The 14,435-nt window shown below is 62.0% G+C and carries 18 protein-coding genes and 1 pseudogene; 10 read left to right on the plus strand and 9 right to left on the minus strand.

What is annotated here, in order from left to right; genetic code table 11:
* Positions 1-5: 5 nt before the first annotated feature.
* From AC5V87_RS30180 to AC5V87_RS30190, 3 genes are all read right to left on the minus strand, one after another.
* Positions 6-629 (minus strand): 2OG-Fe(II) oxygenase family protein, encoded by a 624-nt coding sequence (locus AC5V87_RS30180; RefSeq protein WP_456836795.1) that lies wholly within the window; start codon positions 627-629, stop codon positions 6-8.
* Positions 630-719: 90 nt separating this feature from the next.
* Complete coding sequence (locus AC5V87_RS30185) at positions 720-1,061, minus strand: hypothetical protein (protein WP_456836794.1); 342 nt, start codon at positions 1,059-1,061, stop codon at positions 720-722.
* A 90-nt stretch (positions 1,062-1,151) separates the two neighbouring features.
* Positions 1,152-3,176 carry a cupredoxin domain-containing protein gene (locus AC5V87_RS30190; RefSeq protein WP_495368641.1) on the minus strand — a complete coding sequence of 675 codons (2,025 nt, stop codon included), beginning with the start codon at positions 3,174-3,176 and terminating at the stop codon, positions 1,152-1,154.
* Positions 3,177-3,409: 233 nt separating this feature from the next.
* On the opposite strand from AC5V87_RS30190, the gene AC5V87_RS30195 reads away from it, so the two are divergent.
* The 6 genes from AC5V87_RS30195 to AC5V87_RS30220 all read left to right on the plus strand — a co-directional run bounded on the left by AC5V87_RS30195 (position 3,410) and on the right by AC5V87_RS30220 (position 8,574).
* Positions 3,410-4,384 (plus strand): peptidyl-prolyl cis-trans isomerase, encoded by a 975-nt coding sequence (locus AC5V87_RS30195; RefSeq protein WP_495368642.1) that lies wholly within the window; start codon positions 3,410-3,412, stop codon positions 4,382-4,384.
* A gap of 56 nt (positions 4,385-4,440) precedes the next feature.
* A complete protein-coding gene (locus AC5V87_RS30200) occupies positions 4,441-5,373 on the plus strand; it encodes a HupE/UreJ family protein (protein WP_495371973.1) in 933 nt (310 codons plus the stop codon).
* Positions 5,374-5,388: 15 nt separating this feature from the next.
* Positions 5,389-5,994 carry a HupE/UreJ family protein gene (locus AC5V87_RS30205; protein WP_495371974.1) on the plus strand — a complete coding sequence of 202 codons (606 nt, stop codon included), beginning with the start codon at positions 5,389-5,391 and terminating at the stop codon, positions 5,992-5,994.
* A complete protein-coding gene (locus AC5V87_RS30210; RefSeq protein WP_495368643.1) occupies positions 5,991-6,608 on the plus strand; it encodes a HupE/UreJ family protein in 618 nt (205 codons plus the stop codon). The genes AC5V87_RS30205 and AC5V87_RS30210 overlap by 4 nt, the downstream gene beginning before the upstream one ends.
* A 290-nt stretch (positions 6,609-6,898) precedes the next feature.
* Positions 6,899-7,882 carry a cation diffusion facilitator family transporter gene (locus AC5V87_RS30215; RefSeq protein WP_495368644.1) on the plus strand — a complete coding sequence of 328 codons (984 nt, stop codon included), beginning with the start codon at positions 6,899-6,901 and terminating at the stop codon, positions 7,880-7,882.
* 527 nt (positions 7,883-8,409) lie between these two features.
* On the plus strand, positions 8,410-8,574 hold the full coding sequence (locus AC5V87_RS30220) for a hypothetical protein (protein WP_495368645.1): 165 nt from the start codon (positions 8,410-8,412) through the stop codon (positions 8,572-8,574).
* Positions 8,575-8,748: 174 nt separating this feature from the next.
* On the opposite strand, the gene AC5V87_RS30225 is transcribed toward AC5V87_RS30220, so the two are convergent.
* A complete protein-coding gene (locus AC5V87_RS30225; RefSeq protein ID WP_456836789.1) occupies positions 8,749-9,243 on the minus strand; it encodes a YciE/YciF ferroxidase family protein in 495 nt (164 codons plus the stop codon).
* A gap of 392 nt (positions 9,244-9,635) precedes the next feature.
* Here AC5V87_RS30225 and nuoB point away from each other — a divergent pair, with 392 nt between their 5' ends.
* Together nuoB and AC5V87_RS30235 are read left to right on the plus strand one after the other, a co-directional pair.
* Positions 9,636-9,917, plus strand: a complete 282-nt coding sequence (gene nuoB, locus AC5V87_RS30230; protein WP_495371975.1) for an NADH-quinone oxidoreductase subunit NuoB — start codon at positions 9,636-9,638, stop codon at positions 9,915-9,917.
* Between the two features lie 362 nt (positions 9,918-10,279).
* Positions 10,280-10,432 carry a DUF2267 domain-containing protein gene (locus AC5V87_RS30235; RefSeq protein ID WP_495368646.1) on the plus strand — a complete coding sequence of 51 codons (153 nt, stop codon included), beginning with the start codon at positions 10,280-10,282 and terminating at the stop codon, positions 10,430-10,432.
* 63 nt (positions 10,433-10,495) lie between these two features.
* On the opposite strand, the gene AC5V87_RS30240 is transcribed toward AC5V87_RS30235, so the two are convergent.
* Genes AC5V87_RS30240 through AC5V87_RS30250 form a run of 3 tightly spaced genes read right to left on the minus strand, consistent with a single transcriptional unit; the run spans position 10,496 to position 11,608 of the window.
* The gene (locus AC5V87_RS30240) at positions 10,496-10,954 is read right to left on the minus strand and encodes a nuclear transport factor 2 family protein (RefSeq protein WP_495368647.1); all 459 of its coding nucleotides are present in this window, start codon (positions 10,952-10,954) and stop codon (positions 10,496-10,498) included.
* 49 nt (positions 10,955-11,003) lie between these two features.
* Positions 11,004-11,426, minus strand: a complete 423-nt coding sequence (locus tag AC5V87_RS30245) for a protoglobin domain-containing protein (protein ID WP_495368648.1) — start codon at positions 11,424-11,426, stop codon at positions 11,004-11,006.
* On the minus strand, positions 11,423-11,608 hold the full coding sequence (locus AC5V87_RS30250; protein WP_495368649.1) for a hypothetical protein: 186 nt from the start codon (positions 11,606-11,608) through the stop codon (positions 11,423-11,425). The genes AC5V87_RS30245 and AC5V87_RS30250 overlap by 4 nt, the downstream gene beginning before the upstream one ends.
* 487 nt (positions 11,609-12,095) lie before the next feature.
* On the opposite strand from AC5V87_RS30250, the gene AC5V87_RS30255 reads away from it, so the two are divergent.
* Positions 12,096-12,890, plus strand: a complete 795-nt coding sequence (locus AC5V87_RS30255; protein WP_495368651.1) for an MFS transporter — start codon at positions 12,096-12,098, stop codon at positions 12,888-12,890.
* A complete protein-coding gene (locus AC5V87_RS30260; protein WP_495368653.1) occupies positions 12,887-13,123 on the plus strand; it encodes an MFS transporter in 237 nt (78 codons plus the stop codon). The genes AC5V87_RS30255 and AC5V87_RS30260 overlap by 4 nt, the downstream gene beginning before the upstream one ends.
* A 78-nt stretch (positions 13,124-13,201) precedes the next feature.
* On the opposite strand, the pseudogene AC5V87_RS30265 reads toward AC5V87_RS30260, so the two are convergent.
* Both AC5V87_RS30265 and AC5V87_RS30270 read right to left on the minus strand, forming a co-directional pair.
* Positions 13,202-14,014, minus strand: a pseudogene (locus tag AC5V87_RS30265) (N-acyl homoserine lactonase family protein).
* A 27-nt stretch (positions 14,015-14,041) separates the two neighbouring features.
* Complete coding sequence (locus AC5V87_RS30270) at positions 14,042-14,431, minus strand: carboxymuconolactone decarboxylase family protein (protein ID WP_212022729.1); 390 nt, start codon at positions 14,429-14,431, stop codon at positions 14,042-14,044.
* Between the last annotated feature and the right edge of the window lie 4 nt (positions 14,432-14,435).

Consider the following 14,435-nt stretch of genomic DNA (forward strand, 5'->3'; position numbering starts at 1 on the left):
CGGCCTCACGGCGCGAAGTTGATGCGATAGCCCCAGCAGTCCAGATGATCCGGAATCGCGTTGAAGGCGATCGTGATCCGCTGCCCGCCCGGATTTCGCGGGACCTCGTGATAGAGATAGCTCGGAAACAGCACGAGATCGCCGGGCTCGGCCTCCGGAAGGACATATTTGCCCGCATTGAACGGGCCGATGGCGGCGCTGCGGGTGTGGTGGCGGAAGGAGAAGTCTGAGCCGCCGGGCGGCCGCACGAACACCGTCTTGCAGGCCGCGTGCGAGGGCGTGAGATAGAAGATGCCGGACACGAAACTGTTGGCATGGGAGTGCAGCGTCTGGTTTCCGCCGGTCTCGAGCATGTTGGTCCACATTTCCTTGACCGTCCAGCGCAGCTGTTCGCCGAACAGCAGGACGCCGAAATCGACCAGCTTCGGCATGGCAAGCTCGGCGATCTGGCGAAACAGCTCGTTGTCGCGGGGATCGGCGACCTCGGTGTGAAACAGCTGGCCCGAACGCAGATTGCCCTCGATCTTGGTGCTGCGGATCGCGGCGACGGCGGCTTCGTTCAGCGATGGCGGCAGCAGCCCAGGCGAGCGCATGAGGGGAATCGGGAAAAGCGGCTCGATCTGATCCATGTCGCGACATCTACCTGTTGGTGAAGCTCGGCCAACAATGCGCGAGGAAAGATGACGCTGCGATGACAGCGCGCAACATCGCCCCTTTCGCTACTCGTTGGGCTTGAGCACTCTCAGCTGCTCGCCCGGCCGTAGCTCATGGCGGCGTTCGCGCACCTCGTCTGAGGCACGCGCGGCCATATCGACACATTCGTCGAACTCGCCGTTGCCGGCCTCGACTAGGGCCTGGTGCAAATGCCGCTCGGCAAAGTAGCGGGACAGATGATCGGGCGGCAGATCGGCCGCCAATGCGCGCGCCTCCGCAACCGCGGCGTTGCAGTCTTCCCGGGTGGGCTCGTCGGAGGCAGGCACCGCACTGGAGGTGGCTACGGCGCAGCCGAAGCCGGCAAGGAGAAACGAGAGTGTGCAGATGGGGATACGGCGCAGATACATCGAGGTCGTGCTGTCGGACTTGCATTGCGAAAGAAAGTACGGCGGGACGCATTTGTCATGCGTCCCGCCGGATGGCCTCAAATCATCGCGTTAGTGGTGGTCGTGATGATGATCGTCGTCATCATGATCGTAATGATCGTGATCATGATCGTTGTCCGCGCGCTGCCCAAGCCGGCGAGCCAGCTCGGCATTGGTCTCGACCAGCAGCTTCGGCGAACGTTCCGGCCGCACGAAGATCGGATTGGCGTAGAACCAGACGTTCGAATAGGCCTGAACGTCGTGGGTCACCTTCTTGGCGCCGTTCACCGTTTCGAGATGCGCGGGACACGCCGGATCCGTGCAGCTGACCAGCGCGTTATTGGAGTCGAGCAGCGGGTTTCCGGCGGTGTCGGTGACGTTGGGCGTGCCGTTCGGAATGTTGGTTCCGCGAGCGCGGATGTAGAACGGCGTATTGCCGGCGGTGAACGTCGTCGTGAACTTCAGGCGGACAGCGCCATGGTGCCGATGCTCGCGATGCATATCCTTCGCCAGGATCTGCTGCGCGACGATCGCCGTCGGGTTGTACACGATCGCCGCGCCGGCCGTGCCGGCCGCATTCGGAACCGCATAGCCGACTGCATCGGGCGCAACGACGCCGGTGATCTTGCCGGTGATAAGGTCGACGTGGTCGAGCGACGGCTTGTTCAGCGGCTGCTTGATGCCGACCGGCAGCAGCAGCGGGTTGTTGAAACTGTAGGGTGCGTTGTTCTCAGCCGGGACGGTCATCTCCATCTCGACCGTTACCTTCTCGCCGGGCCGCACGACCAGCGTCTCGCCCATCGTCTTCCAGTCGTCGCCGTGCGCCTTGGCGCGGAACACCAGATCCGGTCCGATGAGGTCCGCGTTGACCGAGTACGAGTTGCCCGAGCGCATGCCGTCGATGACGTGCTGCGACGAGAAGCGCCCGGCATTCGGAACGTAGAGCTTGGTGTACTCGCCGGGGATGAAGTCGGCCGTCGTGAAGGAATCGCGCGCACCGCCCGCACCGCGGCTGTGCCAGTCGGAGCTCACGAAGATGAAGAAGTTGCGGCCTTCGCCGAGTAGACCGTCCCAGAGGCCGCCGACCTTCGCGGTGTAGATGCCGCTCATGCCATAGGTGCCGCCGCCGACCGCGTTGGCCGTATACGAGCCGGAGCCGCCGTTGGCGCCGCCTTCGGCGAAGTGACCAGGCGATTCGATGCCGAACGCCACCGTCGGACCCGCGTTGTTGAAGTCGCGGAAGTGCTCGATATTGTAGCCCTTGTTGGCGGTCGCGTTGAACGGTCCCTGGCGCTCGGTGTGGGTCGGTATGACGTAGGATTGCAGCGGATAGTTCTGCTGCAGCCACTTGATTCCGGTGAGCGCCTTCTGGTGACCCGCGGTGCCCGTGTTGTTGACGTTGTCCTTGCCGGGCCAGAGCTGGTTGCCGCTGGCGTCGATGGTGGGACCGATCGCATCGGTGTCGGCACGGTCGAAGCGGTATTCGAATTCCGCCATCTTGTCCGCGTTGCCGGGCTTCCACCGGTGCTTCGGGTGCTGTCCGGTGATGACGGCGACGTCGACGTGCTCGTGACCGGGCGCGATCCACTCGAGACCCTCGATCAGCACCTTGTCGTAGGTGTTGGTGCGATTGACGATGGTGGGATACTCGACCTCGCGGATCGACTGCCAGCGCCACATCTGCGCGCCGCTGCCGGTGCCGTTCGGGGTACCCTTCAGGCTGCTGATCGTGATGCCGTCGATGGTCTGACCGAGCGTCTGGCTCCAGGTCGTCGTGGTCTGTCCCGGAAGATTGGCGCTGGTGTCGCTGAAGCGGCAGTCGCGGCTGCCGGAACCGCCGTGGTTGCCGAGCGTGAACCAATCGAGATCGAAATTGTTTCCGCCCGCGGACGCGGTACCGCGGCCGACCGCGCGATCGATCGTGTAGCCGGCTGCGACCGAACCGTCGGTACAGGTGTTGTGGTTGTGCATGTCGCCGGCAACATAGGGATTGCCGCGGCGTTCGCCGCGTCCAAAATCGTCGGCTGCAGCACTCTGTGTCAGCGCCAAGGTTGCCGATGCTGCAGTCAACAGGATCGTCTTGCCGGATCGAAACATCTATCGCCCCTCGTGTCACATATCGAGAAAATTCGTCAGAGGTGCGGGGAGTTTGAGAACCGTTTGGCTCAACCGCGTGCTGCGAGTCCCTGCACGCGGCGATACTGGCCAGAGTTACGATACAGCTTCGTGAAGGATTTGTGTTTGACCGCGACAACTGCGCGCTGCATGTGCGGCATCTTGTCTCTTGCGTTTTCCCATTGCATTTTTCTTCGCGGCATGAGCGATAGAAGATGACAGATGAAAAGCATCGCCGCATGAGACGCGGCGACACGCGCGCCAAGAAAGTTTGTGACAATCGTATGTCAATGCCAGCAACACCCGTTGAAGTGCAGCCCTTTCCGATATCGCGTATCGAAGGTTCAGATTCGAATGATATCGCGCATGGAGTAACGAAGTCCTCGCGTTCGTTCGCCTCTACACTCGTGCGGCTCTCGCGCGAGCCTCTGCTGCACTTCACTTTGCTGGGAGCGATCATCTTCGGCATCGACGCGGTGCTGCATCCGCCGGCAAAGGACGAAAAGGTCATCACCGTCACCAAGGCGATGCGGCAGTCCTTCATCGACAATTTCGACGAGGACAAGGAACGCGCGCCTTCCGAGGCGCAGCTCCAGAAGATGATCGACAGCTGGGTCGCGAGCGAGATTCTCTATCGCGAAGGCAAGGCGCTTGCCGTAGATCGCGGCGACGAGACGATCCGCGATCGCATCGCCTATAAGATGCAGTTGCTGATCTTCGATCAGATCCGCGTCCCCCGCCCCTCCGACGAGCAGCTGCAAGCCTGGTTCGCGGAAAATCACGGTCGCTTCGACGAGCCGGAGCGCGTTTCATTCTATATCACCCCGCCCACCGATCAGGAGACGGCGCAGCGTCAGCTCGACGACATCACCCAGCAGCGCGAATCCGAGGAATTGCAGAAGCTTACGCGCGCCATCCTCGGCCGCCCCGTCGAAAGTCTTGCGGCGTCCTTCGGCGACAGTTTCCGTGACGGACTGCTGGCGATGCCGCAGGGCGAATGGAAATTGTTGCAGTCCAAGGACGGCTGGCACGTCGCCCGGCTGGACTCGCGCCAAGCCGGAAATCTTGCCAGCCTCGACAATGTTCGGGATGAGGCCGCCAGGAACTGGCACACGGAGGAAACCCGCAAGCGCGCCTGGGAAGCGGTCAAGCGGCTCAAGGCATCCTATCAAGTGCGGTACGAGCCGTGACGACCATTCGATATTTGCGGCTGGCGCTGCTGGCCTTGGCCCTGGCTGTGGCCGTGATGATCCGGCCGTCGCCACTTCATGCGCATGAAGCGGCGATGGGCGTGCTCGAGTTCCGCGAGGTTCGCCCCGGCGCTTTCGTCGGCCGCTGGAGCATCGAGCCGTCGATCGGCGCCTCGCGGGTCGATCTGCGGGTGCCGCCGCACTGCTTCTTGCGCCTGCCCGAGATGAACTGCGGCCAGAAGGGGCTGATCGGTCCGATCACGATCACCAATCTCGGCTCCAACATGTCGGTCGTCCTGATCAAGGTCGTTCCGATCGAGGGCGAGCCGCGCAGCTACACGATTTCCACGGCCAATCCCGTCGTCTCCGTGCTCGGCACCGGCGCGCCGACTCTGGAGACCTGGATCGAGTTGGCCAAGACTTATGTGAATTACGGTATCGATCACATTCTGCTGGGCGTCGATCATTTGCTGTTTGTGCTCGGCCTGATCTGGATCGTCGGCGGCGGCTGGCGTCTGGTGAAGACGATCACCGCTTTCACGATCGGGCACAGCGCTTCGCTGGCCGCGGCGGCATTCGGCCTGATCGGCGTGCCGGAACGCCCGCTCAACGCCTGCATCGCATTGAGCATCGCGTTCGTCGGTGTGGAGATCGTCAAGCAACAGCGCGGCGAGATCGGGCTCACCGCCCGCTATCCCTGGATCGTTGCCTTCACCTTCGGCCTGGTTCACGGCATCGGCTTTGCAAGCGCACTGGCAGGACTTGGGCTCGAACGCCGCCTGCTGCCCCCGGCGCTGCTGTTCTTCAACATCGGCGTGGAGATCGGGCAGCTTGCCTTCGTGCTGCTCGTGCTCGCATTGATCTGGGCGCATCGGCGGCTCGATGCCGTCGTGCCGCGCTGGGGCGAGGCGCTGCCGGCCTATGTCATCGGCTCGGTGTCAATGTTCTGGTTCTTCGGCCGTCTGGCGCGCGTGTTCGCCGTGATTTGACGAGAGTGGCACATGATGTCTTTACGAACTTCCCGAGCCCTCACCACTGCAATCACAGCAATCGCGCTGACGCAACCGGCCCTCGCGCACGAGCAGGCTGGCGTGGCCGGCGGCCTCGCGAGCGGCCTGCTGCATCCAGTCACCGGCATCGATCATCTGATTGCCATGGTGGCCGTCGGCATTTGGGGCGCGCAACTCGGTGCGCCCGCCATCTGGATCCTGCCGATCACGTTCCCGCTGGTCATGGCGGTCGGCGGAGTGCTGGGCGTGCTGCACGTTCCGCTGCCGATGCCGGAACTGATGATTGCCATTTCCGCGGTGATCCTCGGCGTGGCTGTGGCTGCGCGGCTGCGCCTGCCCTTTGCCGTGGCCGCCGTGATCGTCGCGATCTTCGCGATCTTTCATGGACATGCGCACGGCGCCGAGCTTCCACGGGCGGCGAACGCACTGGCCTACGGCGTCGGCTTCGTCACCGCGACCGGCCTGCTGCATCTGTGCGGCATCCTGATCGGTACGTTGACGCGCTGGCCCGTCGGCGAGCGTATCATCCAGGGACTTGGGGCCGGCATCGCCGGCATGGGCTGCTACTTCCTCGCGCAGGGTCTCGGAGCCGTCGCATGAGATCGAACCTTGCACGGGCCTTGATCGCCGCAGCGTTGCTGCTGACTGGCGCGCATGCGGCCGAAGCGCATATCGTCGCGGCCCGCCTCGGCGATTTCTACATGGGGGCCTCGCACCCGGTCACCGATCTTCAGGATGTCCTGCTCTGGGCCGCGACCGGCCTGCTGGCCGGTTCGCTTGGCGCGTCCAAGGGGCGCTGGCTCATCCTGGTGTTTCCGCTTGGCCTGCTGGCAGGGCTACCGCTCGCGTCCCTTTTCGGCCCGGCTGTGACGCAACTCGCCGAGGCGACCATGATGCTCGCAATCGGCATGCTGCTCGCGGCAGCGGTGCAAGTTCCCACCTTCGTGCTGTGCGCGATTGCCTTCGCGATCGCAGTGATCCGGGGCGCTGCGAACGGCGCCGAGCTCGGGTCCGAAACCGACCGGCTGCTGTTTGCGGCAGGCCTCGCCTGTGTGGGCTACACGGTGATCACGCTGACGATGGCGCTGACCGCCTTGTTCAGGCAAGCGACGCCGGATAGCACGGCTTCCTGGCGCGCCATCGCGGTTCGCGCCCTCGGAGGCTGGATCGCGGCGATCGGCCTGATGATGGCAAGCCTCGCTCTCGCGACGTGAGAGGACTGCGAGCAGCCGCGACACTGCCGTGACTGAAAAGGCCGCGACCGGTCGCGGCGTGATCGGCGCAATCAGGATGTCGCCGTCAATCGCGCGCACCGGCCCATAAGCCGCGCGCGGCACGGGGCTTGATGGCGACACGCGGGCGCCCATCGCCCACCATCGATGGATGGTCGCGCGCAACTTCGGCCGCCATCGTCAACGTCAGAGCCTCGCGTCCGGCACGGCGAGGAACCGCGTATGGGCGTGCAACGTTGGTCTGCAGTACACTTGGCCCCGCAGGAGATCGCATGCCGGAGCCGGACACTCGCAAGGCGGCCGGATCATCGTCCAAGACGACGGTTTATGCCGCGTTGATCGGCAATATTCTCGTCGCAATCACCAAGATCGGAGCTGCCGCCTGGACCGGCAGCTCCGCCATGATGAGCGAGGCTGTCCACTCCGTCGTCGATTGCACCAACGAGGTCGTATTATTGTACGGCTATCGTCGCGCGAGCCGTCCGCCCGATGAATCCCATCCACTCGGCTACGGGCGCGAGCTGTATTTCTGGAGCTTCATCGTCGCGCTGCTCATCTTTGCGCTCGGATCCGGCGTCTCGCTCTATCAGGGCGTGCTGCACGTTACCGTACCTCAGCCGATCGAGGATCCCATCGTCAGCTTCGTCGTCCTCGGCCTGTCATTCCTGTTCGAAGGCGCATCGTGGCTGTTCGCCTTCCGCCGTTTCCGGTCGGAAGCCGCGAGGTTCGGATATTACGAGGCATTCGTCCGCAGCAAGGATCCGCCGGCCTTCATGGTACTTCTCGAGGACAGTGCGGCACTGGTCGGAATCGTCATTGCCGCCGCGGCGACTGCGGCGGCCGTGTCGCTGGAACAGCCGGTCTGGGACGGAGTCGGCTCAATCCTGATCGGCGTCTTGCTGGGAATCGCGTCCATCGGGCTCGCGCGCGAGAGCAAGAGCCTTCTAATCGGCGAGCCCGCAGATTCGGAGCTTGCGCGATCGATCCTCGAGATCGCGCGACGGTCACCCGGCGTGGTCACGGCCAATGGGCTACTGACCGTGCAGTTGTCGCCGGCCGAGGTCGTTGCGGCATTGAGCATCGAGTTCGCGGACGACAGACGCGCTGACGACATCGAGCAGTGCGTAATCTCGATCGAGACCGAAATCCGCAAACAGCATCCGAGCGTCTCAGCCCTGTTCATCAAGCCCCAGACGAACGCGCGCTATCGCGCCGTTCGTGCGAAGCGCAGGGTGTGGAATCCTAGAGCGGGATAGGGAGAGGTCGGGACGCTCGGACGAGGCTCAGTCGAATGGCCTGAAATCCGTCGGCCGAAAGGCGCTGGGCGATGCCCCCGGCGCGGCCGTAGCGGACCGGGCTCGCTGCGGTCAAAGGTGGACAGACCGTCGCGTCCGAGCCAGGATCCGTGCAAGATCACAGCAGTGCGAAGATCGTGATCACCGCGATGACCCCTGCGCCGGTTACGCACCAGCAGGACAGTTCGAAAAGCGTCATGAAGGACCTCGGAGAGGACCTGCCCGGACCGGACCATACACTGGGAACCGGTACAGCGAAACCTTTTGCCGGTTGGGGGATTTACGAATGGGGCGTGCCGCGCGGGTGATGTCATGCCGCTCATGCCGATGGGTGAAGTGTTTTTCACGGTCGCGATCATGGCGGTCACGTTCCTGGCCGAGATCGCGATTTTCGCCCTCTTGGGAATGTTTTGAGCATCAAAGGCGCTGCCGGCTTCGCCGATACACCATGTCTTTGGCGAACATACAGGTTATTTCGGGAGGACGCGATGTCGGCGGCGGCAAACCTACTTGCGCAGAAGCGCCAGCTCCTCTATCGGCTCCAAAGCGATCCTGGACCGAACGAGCGCAAGGAAATCGAGGCGTTGCTCGCCAAGATCGAGACCGCGCTAAGTCTGCTTGAAACGGGAGATGAGGCAAATCCCGGCGAGTAGCCGAGTTCGTCGTCGGTGAGCGTGCGTCCAGATCGTCCGCTCTTCGCAATGCAACAGCTCGTTCACTTTCACCATCGATCCGTTCACAAGCCCCGTCAGGTCACTTCGGTAACCGGCGGGGTTCTTTTGCGACCAATCATCGAACGGGTATGCTCGCCTGCCGCATCGTTCCGATCAGGCAGCAAGTGCGTCCTGATTGACCTCGCTCTTTGCGAGCGTCGTCAGCACGCGATCAGCCAGTTTTTCCTCCTCCAGGCTCTCGTGCAGCATAGCCTGGTCGTCCCTGAGATCGAGTTGCCCGGCAAGAGCCGCTGCGCTGCCGTAGGCCGCGATTTCGTAGTGTTCGAGCTTCTGGGCGGATGCAATCAGGGCGGCATCGCGTAAATCGTCCTGCGTTACCATCTTCATCATCTTCGCAGTCTCTTCGATCAAGGCTTCCATCGCCTGATCAGTATGTGCAAGCGGGTCCGCATCGTGCCGCTGCAATATCTCCTGCACGCGTTGACCTTGTTGCACCGTCTCCTTTCGATGCTGCTCCAGTGCGCGCTTGAGGATTGGATGCACGGCGACCTCAGACATTCGCTTGAGCGCATCACCCAATTGTCTCTCGACGCTGACGAGCTCCTGCAGCTCGGCGATGTACATGTCCTTGAAATTTTCGATCTTCATAGCGACCGCCTATGGCTCGCATTTGATGGGCCCCACCTCGTGCGGTCAACTACCTATGATTTGGACCGTTCCTCCTGTTACCTGGTCACAGGCAATCAACGAAGGGAGTTAGGAACATGGAGACGGAACGGCCATTGCGCATGAGGCAGAACCAGCTAGGTCGATGCCCATGGACTCCTTCACCACTGTTCCATTCGACCCCATCAAAGACAATCTCGGCGATCGCGGCTTCTTTGTTGCTCCGTTCGACGAACTGATCACGTGGGCTAGGTCAGGCTCTCTGATGTGGATGACGTTCGGTCTAGCTGCTGTGCGATCGAGCAAATGCAAGTGTCGATGCCGAGATACAATATCGAACGATTTGGCGCGGCTCCTCGCGCATCGCCTCGACAATCGATGTCACGATCGTCTCAGGCACGCTCTGCAACAAGATGGCGCCCGCGCTGCTCAGGGTCTATGACCAGATGCCGGAACCGCGTTATGTCATATCCATGGGATCGTGCGCCAACGGCGGCGGCTATTATCACTATTCATATTCGGTTGTCCGCGGCTGTGACCGCATCGTGCCAGTCGATATCTACGTGCCTGGCTGTCCTCCCACCGCTGAAGCCCTCCTCTACGGACTTATGATGCTTCAGAAAAAGATTCGGCGAACCGGAACGATCGAGCGATAGACGGCCGTGCCCGGTCCGGTTGATCCTGGCCCGAGAGATATAGGTGGTCGCGTGGCGCGGGCCCTGGGTTCTGCCCGGCTCGGCCAACATGGATTATCGCATGTTAATGCCGGCTCGTCATTGCGGCGGTTTGCTGAGAGAACCGACCCGCACCTGGTGTCGGTGCCCCCGAACGGCTCCTGCGCCGGATGTACGCGCCGGAGCCGCTCCCTCTTTTTTCCGAATCTCTCTGGGGCGAGGACCCGCAATTTCCCCTTTTGGTCTGCGGTACCTGATTCGACCAGTGGCGGCCGAGCGACACACCATAAACCTGGCGGTCGGCGGAAGAATTTCTCGCGCTTGTATCGGCGCAACTGAGCTCGGTGAAACCGTTGGATGCCGCGGACGCGGCAAAAGCCGTGTTCCGCGTGCTCAATCATCACATCGATCCGAATCAGGCGGAGAAAGTCCGTCACGCCCTGCCCGAGGAGGTTCGCTCACTCTGGCCCGCGCAGGGTGCATCCTCGGCAGCTTGACGCGGCGACTACCATCGCGGCTCCGTACTCATTGGCTATCCGAAGTCGTCCCAACCTCGAAGCCTATTCACCCTGGCCGCGATGATACTCGTTGCGCTGAAGCACGCGAAATCCGAACCAACCCCAGTAGACGCAGTGGCGCTGGATGAGACCCTGATCATTGAGATCCATTGCCTCAACAAAGTCCATCTGTTCGCCCTTGCCGCCATCGCGCGGATATTCCCAGATCAGCCGCTTGCCGTCGGTCAGGTATCCAGTTCGATAATACTGGCGCACCGGAGGTTTCCTGATCGCAAGGAGGTCGAACAGCGGCCGAATCTCTTTGTGCCCGCGCAGGTATCCCCGATCGATGCCCAACAGGTGCGGGACAAGCGGACTTTCGAACCAGGCATCTTCGGCATAAAGCGCCAGGAGGCCATCCGCATCATTATGGGACAGCGCATCATTCCAGGCAAAGTACATGCGTTCGACCGGGGTCGAACCTGCTGTCACTAAATTCCTCGGCAGAGGTCTATCATCCATCGTTCGCTCCTTCCTGCCACGTTTGCGTTGGGGACCGCGAGACCGACCATCAGAAGTCGCCTTCCCGAACGTAAGGCTGGACCCAGAGGGTCGCCTGAAGGATCATCGATTTCCACCAGGCGTCGTACATCCGGTTGACGATGTCGGGAGGATGACCGTTCTTGGCCAGAAACGGCCTCATCGGCACGACAGTGGTCGAGCAGAACGCGAGCAGGTCGCGCGCGCGGATATGGCCCAACGTGTGACCATGGTCCGTCTTGTTCTTCTTGGAGCGATGGTGCCTCAGTCCGATTTCGTACTGGTAATCGAGCCAGGCTTGATCATATTTGGCGCGCGCCGTGTCGGTGACCCATTGGCCAAATCGCTTCGCGACTGCCTTTGCGTACTCAGTATCCACTTCATGGGTCTTTGGATCTTCATCATAGGCGCGAAGGTGGGGATGATCGAAAATGACGCCGCGCCAGACTTTCAACAGGTCTCGACCTGACCGGAGAGGATGTGCTCGGACATGCGGAGATAGATCACATCTTCCTCGGAAAACAGCGCTGATTTTTTCAGTTCCTCCCATTCAGCGAGGGAGATCGGCGACTTGGCGACCTTGTCGGTTCCGAAATCATATCCTGGAATCTTCTGTTGTTTGCCTGGGGCGTCCATCGCTTCTTCTCCTGGTAAGTCGATCGAACGGTAAGCAATTTCGTTTCCCTCGAGCCTCATCGATCCAGATTGGAACGATGAGGATACCCGCGTCTGGCAGCACCTCGATGCCAGCTACCTCGTGCCTGCCGAACGCGCCGGAGTGCGGGACGTTGCAAGGAAGTGGCTGTCAATGCGAGATACGTGATCTCCAATTGATGCAGCCCTCATGCCATTGAGTGCCCCCTCGCAAGGACGATCGAAGCCGTCAGAACTTTCCTGAAGACCGGCCTTGAGAACATTGCGGCGCTGCATGGCCACCGGCGAACGGGTGAGCCCACCAGAGCAGATTGAGAGGCGTTCTCCCGCGCCACATGAAGGCGGAGCTATCGTGTCGTCCGAACTATCGTTTCGCCTTTTGGCGGGAATATGATCATGAAAACGACGCGAGCGGCGCATGTGACCGCCATCCGGCCGTGAGGCTCGATCGTTGATGCGGAGGTCGCCGGTGGCACAATCGAAAGCGGCCGTCAGCCAAGCCTCGCCGGCCTTCCTGTTCGTCATGACGACCGGGATCGTCAATCTCTTCGGCGATATCACCTACGAAGGCGGCGCCAGCATCAACGGTCCCTTCATGGCCTCGCTCGGCGCGAGCGCCGCCATCATCAGCATCGCGGCCGGAGCAGGTGAGTTTCTCGGCTATGCACTTCGACTTCCGTCGGGATACCTCGCCGACCGGACCGGCCGGTATTGGCCGATCACATTCATCGGCTACGTCATCAATCTTTTCGCCGTGCCGGCCATGGCGCTCGCCGGAAGCTGGGAATGGGCCGCCGCGCTCGTCGTGACCGAGCGGGTTGGACGCGCTCTACGCAAGCCCACGGTCGAGGCGATGCTCTCGTATACGACCGGCGAACTCGGCAAGGGATGGGTTTACGCGCTCAACACCGCGCTCGACGAGACCGGCGGCACGATCGGGCCGCTCCTGATCGCGCTGGTTCTGCTGCTCAAGGGAGACTATCGAACCGGGTACACCTTGCTGACGATTTCTGCGGTTGGGGCGCTCGTTGCACTCATCGCAGCCCGCGTGAACTTCCCACTGCCGTCCCGGCTCGAGCACGGACGGACGGCGCCCGCGCGAAGCTTCAAGGCGTCATACTGGCTCTACATGCTGGCCGGCGCTCTGTTCGCGGCAGGGCTGATGAGCTTCGAACTGATTTCGTATCACCTCTCCAATTCGGATGTTGTCTGTTCGGAATGTTGCTGTGGGGCATCGGATACGCCACCCAGGACACCCTATTGAAGGCGATCGTCGCCGAGGTCCTTCCAGAAGGAAAGCGTAACCTCGCATTTGGGCTGTACTATGCCGGCTACGGCATTGGCTGGCTGGTCGGGAGCTTCGTAGCGGGACTGCTGTACGAGCATTCGCGCGTGGCGCTCATCGCTTTCTCCATCGCGGTCCAGCTCGCCTCGATGCCGGTCTTCATCCTTGGGCGGCGGCAGCAGGCTCCGGACGCCGAACAATTCTCGAGATGACAGCGTCGCCCGTGCGGATGGCGACCTCGATGGCGATGATGGAGGCTGCGAAAGTGTAGACTTGGCCGTCCCGATACATCATCGCATGCAGACACTTACGGACGGCGCGACATCGAGGCGAACGGCGACACCAATCAGGGCCGGGTTGGGCGCCGAACAAAATTCCATGACCAGGGGATCGTGGCCGGGAACGATGTGGTCCGCATCCACGGCCGCTGCCCGGAGCTTGTCAAAGCCCACCAGCATGTCACCGACATGAAACGCCGTTGTGAACGGGCGCTCTCTGGTCATGTTCTCGTAGAAGTGACTGACGTCGGAGGCGAGCACGACCGGGCCGCGGCGGGTGCTGACCCGGACGAATTGAAGGCCGGCGGAATGTCCACCTGCCGCGTGGATGGTCAATCCGGGTGCGACCTCGGCGTCGCCATCGCAGAACAGGACGCGGCGTGCATAGTTGAGTCGCACGATTCCACAGACGTCCTCGACCTCGAAGGAATGCGACAGGCACGGATATTGCATGTAGCGCCCGGTCGCATACGCGAGCTCGCGCTCTTGGAGATGAAACCGCGCATTCGGAAATCGGTCGAAATTGCCGGCGTGATCGTAGTGTAGGTGCGTCAAGACAACGTCCGTAACGTCGACCGGGTCGACATCGAACGCGCGAAGCGTGTCCACCGGACAGCGCAGGAACGTCCGCCCGCGCTATCTTGCGATTTCGGCGTTGAACCCGGTGTCGATGACGAAGCTGCGCCCGCCGCCCCTCGCCAGCCACACGAAATAGTCCATCGGCATCGGCCCGTCATGAGGGTCGCCGCCAATGAAATGCTCGCTCCGCTGGGCATCCCGTGTGGCGTAGCGGATTGCGAAGAGCTCGTATTCCGTGTCCGACATGACGTCATACAATCCGCGATTCGTAACTCAGGAACCCGCCGCGTCGATCTCATTAAAGGCCTCGCGCGCATTGCGGAAGGCATCAATGCCTGCGGGCACGCCGCAATAGACCGCGACCTGGAGCAGAATCTCCTTGATCTCCTCCTTGGTCAGCCCGTTCTTCAGGGCGCCTTTAACATGCAGCTTCAGCTCGTGCGGCCGGTTCAGCGCGCCAAGCATCGCCAGATTGACGATGGAGCGCGTGCGACGGTCGACGCCAGGCCGCGTCCACAAGGCACCCCAGCAGAACTCGGTCGACCATTCCGCCATGGTGCGCGTGAACTCGTCGGCGCCCGCGATCGACTTGTTGACGTAGTCCTCGCCGAGCACCTCCTTGCGGACTTTGAGGCCTTTTTCGAACAGTTCGGTCTTGCTCATGATC

Source organism: Bradyrhizobium sp. SOJA106, from assembly GCF_059448745.1.

Bases quoted from the DNA above. Each gene is read 5' to 3' on its own strand.
- AC5V87_RS30190 (WP_495368641.1), bottom strand. From the start codon at position 3,176: ATGTTTCGATCCGGCAAGACGATCCTGTTGACTGCAGCATCGGCAACC.
- AC5V87_RS30200 (WP_495371973.1), top strand. From the start codon at position 4,441: ATGATCCGGCCGTCGCCACTTCATGCGCATGAAGCGGCGATGGGCGTG.
- AC5V87_RS30180 (WP_456836795.1), bottom strand. From the start codon at position 629: ATGGATCAGATCGAGCCGCTTTTCCCGATTCCCCTCATGCGCTCGCCT.
- AC5V87_RS30215 (WP_495368644.1), top strand. From the start codon at position 6,899: ATGCCGGAGCCGGACACTCGCAAGGCGGCCGGATCATCGTCCAAGACG.
- AC5V87_RS30225 (WP_456836789.1), bottom strand. From the start codon at position 9,243: ATGAAGATCGAAAATTTCAAGGACATGTACATCGCCGAGCTGCAGGAG.
- AC5V87_RS30185 (WP_456836794.1), bottom strand. From the start codon at position 1,061: ATGTATCTGCGCCGTATCCCCATCTGCACACTCTCGTTTCTCCTTGCC.
- AC5V87_RS30195 (WP_495368642.1), top strand. From the start codon at position 3,410: ATGACAGATGAAAAGCATCGCCGCATGAGACGCGGCGACACGCGCGCC.
- AC5V87_RS30240 (WP_495368647.1), bottom strand. From the start codon at position 10,954: ATGGATGATAGACCTCTGCCGAGGAATTTAGTGACAGCAGGTTCGACC.
- AC5V87_RS30220 (WP_495368645.1), top strand. From the start codon at position 8,410: ATGTCGGCGGCGGCAAACCTACTTGCGCAGAAGCGCCAGCTCCTCTAT.
- AC5V87_RS30210 (WP_495368643.1), top strand. From the start codon at position 5,991: ATGAGATCGAACCTTGCACGGGCCTTGATCGCCGCAGCGTTGCTGCTG.
- AC5V87_RS30270 (WP_212022729.1), bottom strand. From the start codon at position 14,431: ATGAGCAAGACCGAACTGTTCGAAAAAGGCCTCAAAGTCCGCAAGGAG.
- AC5V87_RS30250 (WP_495368649.1), bottom strand. From the start codon at position 11,608: ATGGACGCCCCAGGCAAACAACAGAAGATTCCAGGATATGATTTCGGA.
- AC5V87_RS30205 (WP_495371974.1), top strand. From the start codon at position 5,389: ATGTCTTTACGAACTTCCCGAGCCCTCACCACTGCAATCACAGCAATC.